The sequence below is a fragment of the Tardiphaga sp. 841_E9_N1_2 genome, from assembly GCF_051811065.1.
GTDB lineage: Bacteria > Pseudomonadota > Alphaproteobacteria > Rhizobiales > Xanthobacteraceae > Tardiphaga > Tardiphaga robiniae.
This window is the reverse complement of record NZ_JBPWQC010000001.1, coordinates 1,440,804-1,452,866: the sequence shown is the minus strand read 5'-3', so window position 1 is coordinate 1,452,866 and position 12,063 is coordinate 1,440,804. Positions and strand designations below refer to the sequence as shown.

Sequence of the window (12,063 nt, the reverse complement as noted above, 5' to 3'; positions counted from 1 at the left end):
CATGTATACGCCGCCCAAATTTCAGACCGACCGGACCGACGCACTTGCGTTTGCGGACGCGCGCGGCTTCGGCACGGTCTGCGCCTTCGATGGCAGGAAGCCGATCGCCTCCGCGGTGCCTTTCTGCCTCGACTACGGCAATGACGGCACGCCGCGTCTGGCCTTTCACCTTGCGCGACAAAATCCGCTGCTCAAGTTTGCAGACGGCGTGACGCCATGGGCCATGGCCATCCTGGGCGCTGATGCCTATGTGTCGGCCGATTGGTACGTATCGCCCGATCAGGTGCCGACCTGGCTCTATCAGGCGGTCCATCTCACCGGACCGGTGCGCATCCTGTCAGGTGGTGAACTGGGCCCGCATCTTGACGCGCTGAGCGCAAGGTTCGAAACACGGCTGGCGCCGAAGAAGCCCTGGACCTCCGATAAGATGGCGGCGGGGCGGCTTGAGGCGATGAAGAAGGCGATCGTCGGTGTGGTGATGACAGTGGACGAGGTGGAGGGTAGCTCCAAGCTCAACCAGCACAAGTCAGATGCCGATCATCTGGCTGTCATGAGCGCACTGGCGCTGCGGCCGGAGCCTGCCGCGTTCGAGATTTCAAATGCGATGCGCAAATTGCGGCCGCATTTGTTTGCGGAAGAGACGACACAATTGACTGCTATGGCTGAGGCCGAAGGATTTATGGGATGAGCACGAAGAAGAAAATCGGCATTCTCGGTGCGTCCGGTTACACCGGAGCCGAACTGGTGCGGCTGCTGCTGCGTCATCCCAAGGTCGAACTCGTGCTGCTGACAGCCGACCGGCGCGCCGGGCAGGCGATGGGCGATGTGTTCCCGCAATTCGCGCCCTATGAACTGCCGACGCTCGTAAGCATCGACTCCGTCGACTGGACGACCATTGGCCTCGATCTGGTGTTCTGCGCGCTGCCGCATGCGACCACGCAGAAGGTGCTGCAGGATTTGCTGGCCAAGGCGCCGGAGACGAAGGTGGTGGATCTGTCGGCCGACTTCCGGCTCGAGGACGCGGCAGCCTATGCGAAGTGGTATGGCCACGAACATCATGCGCTGGAGCTGCAGAAGGAAGCCGTCTACGGCCTCGTCGAGCTCTATCGGCGCGACATCAAGAAGGCGCGGCTCATCGCCAATCCCGGCTGCTACACGTCGTGTGCGATCCTGCCGCTGGTGCCGCTGTTGAAGGCGCGCGCCATCGAGACCGACGAGATCGTGATCGATGCCAAGTCCGGCATGACGGGAGCAGGGCGTTCCGCCAAGGAAGAGATGCTGTTCTCGGAAGTGTCCGAAGGCTTCAACGCCTATGGCGTCGGCCATCACCGGCACATGGCGGAGCTCGATCAGGAGTTCTCCAAAGCTGCCGGCAAGGAGGTTGTCGTCAGCTTCACGCCACATCTCTTGCCGCAGAACCGCGGCATTCTCTCGACCATCTATGTGCGGGGCCGGCGCGGCAAGACGGCGCAGGATCTCCACGAGGTGCTGGTGAAGCAGTACGAGAAGGAGCCCTTTGTGCACATCCTGCCGTTCGGCAAGACGCCGCATTCGCGGCACGTGCGCGGCTCCAATATGACCTTCATTGGCGTTGCCGCTGACCGCATCCCGGGCCGCGCCATCATCGTCTCGACGCTCGACAACCTCACTAAAGGCGCATCGGGGCAGGCGGTGCAGAACATGAATCTGGTGCTTGGCTTTGCCGAGACGCTGGGCATCGATCAGCCGGCGATGTTCCCGTAGAGCGCGCGCATACACCTTGGCCCGCATTACAGGCCGGGCGACGACAGCGAGAGACAACAGAAAAGGCCCGAATTTGCGTTCGGGCCTTTTTTCTATGCTCTTGTCACTTCGCCGCTCCTGGCTTTTGTGCGCGCTCCTTGAACAGCTCACTCAGTGTCTGCGCCGCCTCAATGGCGCGCGGGAAACCGGCATGGACCGTCGTCAGATAGACGATCTCCTTCAGCTCTTCCTCTTTCACGCCAGCGTTGAGCGCGTAGCCCGCATGGATCTTCATGAACGGCCGATGTCCCAGCGCCGCGAAAGCGGCGACGGCTGCCAACTGTCGCGTGCGCGCGTCGAGAACCGGCCGTGCCCAGACGTCGCCGAGTGCGTAACCCGTGATAGCATCGGCGAGAAAGGGAAACTCGGCGCGCAGGCCTTCGAGGGTCGGCTGGCTGCTGCCGGCATTGAGCGATCGAACAACCTCGTCGCCGCGTCGCAGGCGTTCTTCCGTCGTCTCCGCGCAAAGACTTGCTGCAGATGCCAGCATGCAGAATGCCGCAACGAAAGCGGTCGTTCGATATGACATGATCGCTTCTCCCTGTTTTTCTCGCCGCGCGAATGTTGCGACAGCGGACAAGCATTGGGGCATGTGGCGCGCTCGGCGTTAGACCGATCCTGCCGATCTCTTGTCCAATCCTCTAAGGCGGCGAAAGGACGCAGGGGCGAAACAAAACGGCCCGAACTTGCGTTCGGGCCGTTCATATTTGATCTGAAGTCAGACGCTTACGCGGCAGCCGACTTGGCGGTTGGGACTTCCGAGATGGTCTTCAGGATCTGCGAAGCGATCTGGTAGGGGTCGCCCTGGGAGTTCGGACGACGATCTTCCAGATAGCCCTTGTACTCGTTCTTGACGAAGGAGTGCGGGACGCGGATCGAGGCGCCGCGGTCCGCGATGCCATAGCTGAACTTGTTCCACGGAGCGGTCTCGTGCTTGCCGGTCAGACGCTTGTCGTTGTCCGGGCCGTAGACGTTGATGTGGTCCATCAGGTTCTTGTCGAACTGGGCCATCAAAGCTTCGAAGTAAGCCTTGCCGCCGACCGTACGCATATATTCGGTCGAGAAGTTGGCGTGCATGCCCGAGCCGTTCCAGTCGGTATCGCCGAGCGGCTTGCAGTGGAATTCGATGTCGATGCCGTACTTCTCCGTCAGACGGAGCAGCAGGTAACGGGCGATCCACATTTCGTCAGCGGCCTTCTTGGAGCCCTTGCCGAAGATCTGGAATTCCCACTGGCCCTTCGCCACTTCGGCGTTGATGCCTTCGTGGTTGATGCCGGCTTCGAGGCAGAGGTCGAGATGTTCTTCGACGATCTCGCGGGCAATTGAGCCGACGTTTTTGAAGCCGACGCCGGTGTAGTAGGGGCCCTGCGGCGCGGGATAGCCATCCTCGGGGAAACCGAGCGGACGGCCGTTCTCGTAGAAGAAGTATTCCTGTTCGAAACCGAACCAGGCGCCGGCATCGTCGAGAATGGTGGCGCGCTTGTTGGTCGAGTGCGGGGTGACGCCATCCGGCATCATGACTTCGCACATCACCAGAGCGCCGTTCTCACGGGCCGCGTCCGGATAGATCGCAACCGGCTTCAGCACGCAATCGGAGCTGTGGCCTTCGGCCTGCATGGTCGACGAACCGTCGAAGCCCCACAGCGGGAGCTGTTCGAGGGTCGGGAAATCTTCGAATTCCTTGATCTGCGTCTTGCCACGCAGGTTCGGAACCGGCGTGTAACCGTCGAGCCAAATATACTCGAGCTTATACTTTGTCATGCGGGTCTCTCATGAGTTGGCGATGCGTAGGGCGTGAGCCCTGAGCTTGCCGGCGGGCGGACGCAAAATCCGCCCCCAGCGGCGCTGCATATAAAGCACGTAGTATGCCAACTTGTCGCGGCGCAACGCTTTTGTGACGAAAACCGCGGCGCGTCCCCAACGGGCTGTCATTCGCTGTCTGGAGAGGGCATCGGAGGCCGGGAATCGGTCCGGATTCGCGAATTTTTCAGAGGAATTCGACCGCGCGCGAAAATACCGGCTGCCCAATTCCCTTGCAGGCTATTTTGGACCGGAACTTTTCTGCCTTTCAGACGCTCAAATGAGAGGTCAGGCGCTGCGTAGGCGGCTTCAAAACCTGCGCGCCCAAAGCGCATGTCCATCGAGTGCGCATATTGTAGCCATTTGGATGCTTCTTACGAGGCAGTCGGCACAAAAGAAGGGCGCCTCTGTTACAATGATGATCCGAAAGGAAAAAACAGATCAGAGGAAGGAAGAGAAGCGATGCCGACGTCTCAAACGCATCACCCCCATACCGCTAAAATCTACCAATTCCCGGTTGGTGGCCGTGGATCGGTCGGCCCGCGGGGACGGCTCAGCAAGCCGTTGGACCTGCGTGCCTCGACCGTGAAAACCGTGGCCGACTATGACAGCTGGTACCACGAGGCTGCCATCCAGGAAGCCAACCGGACCTACGAACATTGACGGTGCTTGGCCGGACGCAAGGTTCACCGCCCCGGGCGCGGTTTATCGACGACGATCAAGGGCTGAAACAGCGATGTTTCAGCCCTTTTTCATGACCGGAAACCGGGTTGGCGTCAGACGCCGAAGATCGACCAGCCGAGCCGCTTCGTGAGCGCTTCGAGCGCAATGCGGCCGAGATGCGAATTGCCGTGCTTGTCGAGACCCGGCGCCCAGACTGCGATCGAGGCCTTTCCGGGGGCGACTGCGATAATGCCCCCGCCAACGCCGCTCTTGCCTGGCAGGCCGACGCGATAGGCGAACTCACCCGAACCGTCATAATGGCCGCACATCAGCATCAACGCGTTGATACGGCGCGCGCGCTCCGACGACACCACCGAGAGTCCGGTCGACGGATTGCGGCCCGAATAAGCGAGGTAGCGCGTCGCCATGGCCAACTGCCGACACGACATCGCGATCGCGCAGTGGTGGAAATAGACGCCGAGCGTGAAGTCGACGGGGTTTTCGACCACGCCAAACGACTTCATGTAATTGGCGAGCGCGGTGTTGCGAAAGCCGGTGCGTTTCTCGGACGCGGCGACGGTTTCATCGATCACGATGGAGCTGTCGCCGGACAGAAACTGCATGAAACGCAGGATTTCGCCGATCGCCTCGCGCGGCTGATGGCCGGACAGAATGACGTCGGTGACGGCGATGGCGCCGGCATTGATGAAGGGATTGCGCGGCACGCCGCGCTCGCGTTCGAGCTGGACGATGGAGTTGAACGGATTGCCCGAGGGCTCGCGGCCGACATGTTTCCACAGCCGGTCGCCGACCATGCCGAGCGCCAGCGTCAGCGTGAAGACTTTCGAGATGCTCTGGATCGAGAACGGCACATCGGCATCGCCGCCAGCCGCAACCTGGCCATCGGCATCGATGACCACAAGGCCGAACTGGTTGGGATCGACACCAGCCAGTTCCGGAATATAGCTCGCGACGTCGCCGCGGTCCGTTCGCTGCGCCATCTCGTCGGCAATTTCCTTGACGACGAGATCGAGACTTGGGGCAGCGTGGTTCATTGCAGATCAATCTGGCGAGAAAAAGCGTTAGTATGGAATCCGCAGGATCGCGATGGCGAGCACCGCCTGGGCGATGAAGCCGACCACGAAGGCCAGCGTGCGGAAAATTGGCAGGCCGAGCGTATAGACGATCAGATGCACGACGCGCGACCAGAAATAGACCGCGCAGGCCAGAACGGTGGTCGGGGTCGAGACATCGGCGGCATTCAGGATCAGCACCAGCGGCGCGAAGATGATGAGATTCTCGACGGCGTTGTCATGGGCGAACATCATCCGGTTAGCCCATTCAGCCTGCGGCCTGTCGGTTCGCGTCGGATTGGCCATGACGCCGGTGACACCACGGACCATGATGCGGTTCAGCATATAAGGCACCCAGAGCAGGCCTGTGAGAATCACGGTCAGCGTCAGCCAGAACAATTCGCGCGTCATCCGGGTATCCTTTCAGTCGAAATTCCCGCGGAAAACGCGGAGATGGTCATGCAAAACATACGCGCCGCAAGCGGATGCGACGCGTCCCGGCTGAAATCATAGACGTTTGCTGTGACGCCGCCAAGCAAGCGCGGAGGAGGCGGGCCGTTACGCCCGCACCCGCACATAACTGCCGGGGGCGTCTTCCAGCGCTGGGAATGCGTCAGTGCCGACATGGCGGGCAGGAACTTTCTCACCATCGATGCCGGAGAGCCACTCCCGCCAGTTCGGCCACCACGAGCCAGCATGTTCCTGCGCGGTCTTCATCCAGTCGGCGAGATCGGTGGCGTGGGCGTTGTCATTGGTCCAGTACTGGTACTTGCCAGATGCCGGGGGATTGACCACGCCGGCGATATGGCCGGAGCCGGACAACACATACTTCACCGGACCGCCGAAGAATTGCGAGCCGTACAGCACCGATTGCGCCGGCGCGATGTGGTCCTCGCGGGTGGCGAGATTGTAGACGGGCACCTTGACCTTGGAGAGATCGAGCCGGGTGTTGTCGAGGATCATGTTGCCGGTCGAGAGCTTGTTCTCCAGATAGCAGTTGCGCAAATAGAACGAGTGGTTCGCCGCCGGCATCCGTGTCGCATCCGAATTCCAGTGCAGCAGATCGAAGGCCGAAGGCGGCTTGCCCTTGAGGTAGTTGTTGACCACGTAGGACCAGATCAGGTCGTTCGAGCGCAGCATGTTGAAGGCCATGGCCATCTTGCTGCCTTCCAGCACGCCTGCCGCCTGCATGTCCTTTTCCAGCGCCGAGATCTGATCCTCGTCGACGAACACCATGAGGTCGCCGGCATGGGTGAAGTCGACTTGCGCGGCCAGGAATGTTGCCGATGCCACGCGGACGCGGCGCTTCTCGGCGAGCCAAGCCAGCGTCGAGGCGAGCAGGGTGCCGCCGACGCAATAGCCGATGGTGTGGGCCGTCATCTCGCCGGTGACCTGCTCGATCACGTCCATCGCGGTCAGCGGGCCTTCCTTCATGTAGTCGTCGAAGGTCTTGGCGCCGAGGCGCTTGTCGGGGTTGACCCAGGAGATCACGAACACCGAGACGCCCTGATCGACGGCCCACTTGATGAACGATTTTTCGGGCTTGAGATCGAGGATGTAGAACTTGTTGATCCAGGGCGGCACGATCAGGAGCGGCGTGCGTAGCACGTTCTCTGTTGCCGGCTGATACTGGATCAGCTGCATCACCTCGTTCTGAAAGATCACCTTGCCGGGCGTCGTTGCCATGTTGACGCCGACTTCGAGGTTTTTCGGATCGGACTGGCGAATGCGCAGCGAGCCTTTGCCGGCCTCGATATCCTCGGCAAGCATGGTCATGCCGCGCATCAGGTTGCTGCCGTTCGACATCACGGTCTCGCGCAGCACTTCCGGATTGGTCAGCACGAAGTTCGACGGCGCCATCGCATTGGTGATCTGCTGGACATAGAACTCCGCTTTCTTGCGGGTATGCGCATCCAGACCTTCGGCATTCTTGACGAGGTCGTGGGCCCATTGCGTGGTCAGCAGATAGGCCTGCATGACGAAGTCGAAGAACTGGTTCGATTTCCACTCGGGATCGCTGAAGCGCTTGTCGCGCGGCGCTGCCTCGATGGCGGGCGAGCTGGCTTCGCCGACCATCCGGCGCATCGCCGAGCCCCAGAGGTCGAGATAGGCCTTGCCGAGCTTCATCTGCAATTCGGCGGCGCGCTTGTCGTCGGACAGCCAGTAATTGGCGACGATGCTGAAGGTCTTGATCAGCTCCGTCAGCTCGTTCGGCGGCTTGTCGACGGTCTCGCCACTTTGGCGCGGTTGCAAATAGGCGGCCAAGGCCTTGCCGCCATTCTCCATCGCCTTGGCCATGTTGAGCGCAAAAGCTTCGGGATTGAACGGTTTGGCGGACGCGTCGCCCGAGATTTTGTCGTTAGCAGCTTTGGCGTCGGCGGCAACTTCGGTCATGGCGCAACAACAGCTTCATTCCAGTCGGGCAACGGTACGTCGCCACGCAAAATCGATGATGGCACAGTTCGCGGATTGCCGCAGGATTCGATGTGCTGCACCGCGTCATGTATTCGGCTTTGGGTCTTGCTTCCGTCATATTGAAGATCCAAGCCTTTAGCGCCTTCTCCCGGCATTAATCGTTTGTGACCAGATTGGTTGGATGGTGCGCTGCGATAGGGATGAAATCGATTCTAATGCGATGTAAGGTTGTGGCGTGACGCGTAGAGGCACATTCAGGGCAATCGGTGGTCGCAGCGGACGGGCGGCGACAGCGGCCGCCTTGCTGGCGCTGGGGTTTGGCTTGCCTCTGGGCGGCTGCGCCTCGACCATCGCCGACATGCCCATGGTGGGCACGCCTGCGGGGGCTCCGGCGCGGCCGGCCGAGGTGGGGACCTATCTGCCGGTTCACGACCTGCCGACCACCCGCGAAGGCACCGCCATGGCGCCGGCGGATCAAGCCAAGATGCAGGCCGAACTGACTGCCGCCCGCGATCGCCAGGCCGTCGTGCTGCCGGCCAAACCGGCGGCCAAATAGTCAAAACTGCCCGTCGTGACTGGTGTCACCGGGCTTCCGTGATAAAAAGAAGCGATTCAACCGCATGATGAAGCGGTTCTGGAGCCCGATCCCATGGAAGAATTCTACCGCATCCGCCGATTGCCGCCCTATGTGTTCGAACAGGTCAACCGGGCCAAGGCCGCCGCGCGGAACGCTGGCGCCGATATCATCGACCTCGGCATGGGTAATCCGGATCTGGCGACCCCGCCGCATGTGATCGAGAAGCTCAAGGAGACCCTGGGCAAGCCGCGCACCGACCGCTATTCGGCTTCGAAGGGCATCACTGGTCTGCGCAAGGCCCAGGCTGGCTATTACGAGCGCCGCTTTGGCGTGAAGCTCAATCCCGACACCCAGGTGGTGGCGACGCTGGGCTCCAAGGAAGGCTTCGCCAACGTCGCCCAGGCGATCACCGCGCCCGGCGATGTCGTGCTGTGCCCGAATCCGAGCTACCCCATCCATGCCTTCGGCTTCCTGATGGCCGGCGGCGTGATCCGCTCGGTTCCGTCGGAGCCGACGCCGGACTTCTTCGCTGCTGTCGAGCGCGCCATCATCCATTCGATTCCGAAGCCGATCGCGCTGATCGTCTGCTATCCGTCGAACCCAACGGCGCAAGTGGCGAGCCTCGATTTCTACAAGGACCTCGTGGCCTTCGCGAAGAAACACGAGATCTACATCCTCTCGGATCTCGCTTACGCCGAGGTCTATTTCGACGACAAGAACCCGCCGCCCTCGGTGCTGCAGGTACCGGGCGCGATGGACGTGACCGTCGAATTCACCTCGATGTCGAAGACCTTCTCCATGGCCGGCTGGCGCATGGGCTTTGCGGTCGGCAACGAGCGCATCATCGCCGCGCTGACGCGGGTGAAATCCTATCTCGACTACGGCGCGTTCACGCCCGTGCAGGTCGCGGCCACTGCTGCGCTGAACGGCCCGGACGACTGCATCCGCGAGATGCGTGACACCTATCGCAAGCGCCGCGACGCCATGGTGGAGTCTTTCGGCCGGGCCGGCTGGGACATTCCGCCGCCATCGGCGTCGATGTTCGCCTGGGCGCCGCTGCCTGAGAAATTCCGCGAGGTCGGCAGCATGCAGTTTGCAACGCTTCTCGTCGAAAAGTCCGGCGTGGTGGTATCTCCCGGCGTCGCCTTCGGCGAGCATGGCGAAGGTTACGTCCGCATCGCGATGGTCGAGAACGAACAGCGCATTCGCCAGGCTGCCCGCGGCATTCGCCGCTTCCTTGAAAGCGGTCTCGAAACGTTGCACAACGTGGTTCCTCTCGCCAACCGGCGATAGGCGTGATCCCCGAAAACCGGCAACCGGTTTTCGGACCGGTCATCGCTCAACAAGAATTCCGACAGGTCTGAAGCTTAATGGTCGCACCCCTCAAAGTGGGTATCGCGGGACTCGGCACCGTTGGTGCCGAAGTCGTCCGTCTCATCGAACAGCAGAACTCAATTTTGGCCGCGCGCTGCGGTCGTGGCGTCAAGGTGATTGCTGTCACCGCGCGGTCCAAGACCAAGAAGCGCGGCGTCGATCTGCGCGGCATCGACTGGATGAAGGATCCGCTCGCAGTTGCGCAGCATCCGGAGGTCGAGTGCTTCGTCGAATTGATGGGCGGCGTTGGCGATCCCGCGCTGTCGGCGATCGAGGCGGCGCTGCGCGCCGGCAAGTCGGTCGTCACCGCGAACAAGGCACTGATCGCCAAGCATGGTCTGAAGCTCGCCGCATCGGCTGAGAAGCATGGCGGCGCTCTGAACTACGAGGCCGCCGTCGCTGGCGCCATTCCAATCATCAAGACCATCCGAGAAGGTCTCGTCGGCACCGATATCAATCGCGTCTACGGTATTCTCAACGGCACCTGCAACTACATCCTGTCGCGGATGGAGCTGGAGGGCCTGTCCTTCGAGGAATGCCTTAAAGACGCGCAGCGGCTTGGCTACGCCGAGGCCGAGCCGTCCTTCGACGTCGATGGTCACGATACCGCGCAGAAGCTGGCTATTCTCGCCAGCCTCGCATTCGGCACCAAGGTCGCGCAGAGCGCAGTGTCAGTCGAGGGCATTTCGTCAATCGCGGCTGAAGATCTGCGTGCTGCTGCAGAGCTTGGCTATCGTGTGAAGCTGCTGGGCGTTGCCATGCGCACCGCAACTGGCATCGAACAACGCGTGCATCCGACCATGGTGCCGCTGTCGTCCTCCATTGCGCAGGTCATGGGCGTCACCAACGCCGTCACGGTTGATGGCGCAGGCATTGCGCCGATTACGCTGGTCGGTCCCGGCGCTGGCGGCGCCGCGACGGCGTCTGCGGTTCTTGCTGATATCGCCGATGTCGCACGCAATGTGCGCGCGCTGCCGTTCGGGCGGCCGGTTGAGAAACTCAAGACCACCACCAAGGCGCCGATGGAGCGCCATGAAGGTGGTTATTACATCCGCCTGATGGCGCGCGATCTCGCCGGTACGGCGGCGCGTATCGCAACGCGTCTGGCCGAGCAGAAGATTTCGCTGGAGTCGATCGTGCAGCGCCATCCGAATGGCGGCATCGAGCCGGTCGGCAAGAGCACGAAATCGTCACCAGTGCCTGTTATCCTGATCACCTATGCGACGACTGAAGACGCGATGCGCCGCGCCCTACAGGCCGTGCAGAGCGACAAGGTGATATCGGGCAAGCCGCAGGTTATCCGGATCGAGAAGAACTAAACACCAGCGTTGAGAGTTGTACGGGGACATTCGTCCCACCGTAGAAGGAGCCCGCCAATGTCGACCCATATTACCGTCCCGCCGCAGCAACTGCTCGAGCGCATTCTGACGCTGGAGATCGTTCGCGTGACCGAGCGCGCGGCAGTGTCGGCTGCGCGGTTGCGTGGTCATGGGCAGGAGAAGGCGGCCGATCAGGCAGCGGTCGATGCGATGCGCCGCGAGCTCAACAAGATGCCGATCGACGGCACCATCGTGATCGGCGAGGGCGAGCGCGACGAAGCGCCGATGCTCTATATCGGCGAAAAGGTCGGCATCAATGCCGGCCCGAAGGTCGATATTGCCGTCGATCCGCTCGAAGGCACGACACTGTGCGCCAAGGACATGCCGGGCTCGATTGCCACCATGGCGATGGCCGACGGCGGCACGCTGCTGCACGCGCCCGACGTCTATATGGACAAGATTGCGATTGGTCCGGGCTACGCCAAGAACGTGATCGACATCGACGCATCGCCGGAAGAGAACATCAAGCGCCTCGCCAAGGCCAAGGGCGTGCCGGTGTCGGCGATCACCGCCCTCGTGCTTGAGCGGCCGCGGCACGAAGCATTGATTGCAGCGATCCGCTCGACTGGGGCGGCGTTGCGTCTCATTCCGGACGGTGACGTCGCCGGCGTCATCCACACCACCGATCCCGCCAAATCTGGCATCGACATCTATCTTGGCATTGGCGGCGCACCGGAAGGCGTGCTGGCAGCTGCAGCACTACGCTGCATCGGCGGCCAGATGCAGACCCGATTGATCCTCGATACCGACGAGAAGCGCGAGCGTGCGCTGAAGATGGGTGTCACCGATCCGAAGATGATCTATGGCATCGAGGACATGGCGAAGGGCGACTGCTTGTTTGCCGCCACCGGTGTCACCGACGGCGCATTGCTGTCGGGCGTCAAGTTCCGCGGCGACGTCATCGAGACCGAGACCATCGTGATGCGTTCAGTGACTGGCACCGTGCGCATCATCAAGGGCGAGCACCGCCAGCTCGAAAAATTCCACCTGGATTGAGTTC

12 protein-coding genes are annotated in these 12,063 nt (G+C 61.7%); 7 read left to right on the top strand and 5 right to left on the bottom strand.

Going from position 1 to position 12,063, the window contains the following annotated elements; translation table 11 throughout:
- The first annotated feature begins 1 nt into the window (after nucleotide 1).
- Together AB8A50_RS06935 and argC are read left to right on the top strand one after the other, a co-directional pair.
- Nucleotides 2–688: an FMN-binding negative transcriptional regulator gene (locus AB8A50_RS06935; RefSeq protein ID WP_439077218.1), complete on the top strand. Its 687-nt coding sequence runs from the start codon at nucleotides 2–4 to the stop codon at nucleotides 686–688.
- Nucleotides 685–1,743, top strand: a complete 1,059-nt coding sequence (gene argC / locus AB8A50_RS06930) for an N-acetyl-gamma-glutamyl-phosphate reductase (RefSeq protein WP_089264164.1) — start codon at nucleotides 685–687, stop codon at nucleotides 1,741–1,743. Before AB8A50_RS06935 ends, argC begins: the two co-directional genes overlap by 4 nt.
- A 103-nt stretch (nucleotides 1,744–1,846) precedes the next feature.
- Here the strand turns inward: argC and AB8A50_RS06925 are convergent, their stop codons facing one another.
- Nucleotides 1,847–2,311 carry a carboxymuconolactone decarboxylase family protein gene (locus AB8A50_RS06925; protein WP_439077217.1) on the bottom strand — a complete coding sequence of 155 codons (465 nt, stop codon included), beginning with the start codon at nucleotides 2,309–2,311 and terminating at the stop codon, nucleotides 1,847–1,849.
- 197 nt (nucleotides 2,312–2,508) lie between these two features.
- Nucleotides 2,509–3,543: a glutamine synthetase beta-grasp domain-containing protein gene (locus tag AB8A50_RS06920; RefSeq protein ID WP_089264165.1), complete on the bottom strand. Its 1,035-nt coding sequence runs from the start codon at nucleotides 3,541–3,543 to the stop codon at nucleotides 2,509–2,511.
- Between the two features lie 501 nt (nucleotides 3,544–4,044).
- Here AB8A50_RS06920 and AB8A50_RS06915 point away from each other — a divergent pair.
- Entirely contained in the window at nucleotides 4,045–4,245 is a 201-nt protein-coding gene (locus tag AB8A50_RS06915) for a DUF2735 domain-containing protein (RefSeq protein WP_093758441.1), read from the top strand.
- Between the two features lie 113 nt (nucleotides 4,246–4,358).
- On the opposite strand, the gene AB8A50_RS06910 is transcribed toward AB8A50_RS06915, so the two are convergent.
- The 3 genes from AB8A50_RS06910 to AB8A50_RS06900 all read right to left on the bottom strand — a co-directional run bounded on the left by AB8A50_RS06910 (nucleotide 4,359) and on the right by AB8A50_RS06900 (nucleotide 7,616).
- Nucleotides 4,359–5,300 carry a glutaminase gene (locus tag AB8A50_RS06910; RefSeq protein ID WP_089264167.1) on the bottom strand — a complete coding sequence of 314 codons (942 nt, stop codon included), beginning with the start codon at nucleotides 5,298–5,300 and terminating at the stop codon, nucleotides 4,359–4,361.
- A gap of 27 nt (nucleotides 5,301–5,327) precedes the next feature.
- The gene (locus AB8A50_RS06905) at nucleotides 5,328–5,729 is read right to left on the bottom strand and encodes an MAPEG family protein (protein ID WP_089264168.1); all 402 of its coding nucleotides are present in this window, start codon (nucleotides 5,727–5,729) and stop codon (nucleotides 5,328–5,330) included.
- Between the two features lie 147 nt (nucleotides 5,730–5,876).
- Nucleotides 5,877–7,616 (bottom strand): PHA/PHB synthase family protein, encoded by a 1,740-nt coding sequence (locus AB8A50_RS06900; RefSeq protein ID WP_439079927.1) that lies wholly within the window; start codon nucleotides 7,614–7,616, stop codon nucleotides 5,877–5,879.
- Nucleotides 7,617–7,968: 352 nt separating this feature from the next.
- Here AB8A50_RS06900 and AB8A50_RS06895 point away from each other — a divergent pair, with 352 nt between their 5' ends.
- The 4 genes from AB8A50_RS06895 (at nucleotide 7,969) to glpX (ending at nucleotide 12,059) form a co-directional block, all read left to right on the top strand.
- On the top strand, nucleotides 7,969–8,289 hold the full coding sequence (locus AB8A50_RS06895) for a hypothetical protein (protein WP_439077216.1): 321 nt from the start codon (nucleotides 7,969–7,971) through the stop codon (nucleotides 8,287–8,289).
- A 93-nt stretch (nucleotides 8,290–8,382) separates the two neighbouring features.
- Entirely contained in the window at nucleotides 8,383–9,603 is a 1,221-nt protein-coding gene (locus AB8A50_RS06890; RefSeq protein ID WP_089264170.1) for an LL-diaminopimelate aminotransferase, read from the top strand.
- A 77-nt stretch (nucleotides 9,604–9,680) separates the two neighbouring features.
- A complete protein-coding gene (locus tag AB8A50_RS06885) occupies nucleotides 9,681–11,003 on the top strand; it encodes a homoserine dehydrogenase (protein ID WP_309946126.1) in 1,323 nt (440 codons plus the stop codon).
- A gap of 57 nt (nucleotides 11,004–11,060) precedes the next feature.
- Nucleotides 11,061–12,059 (top strand): class II fructose-bisphosphatase, encoded by a 999-nt coding sequence (glpX, locus tag AB8A50_RS06880; protein ID WP_068736567.1) that lies wholly within the window; start codon nucleotides 11,061–11,063, stop codon nucleotides 12,057–12,059.
- Nucleotides 12,060–12,063 lie beyond the last annotated feature (4 nt).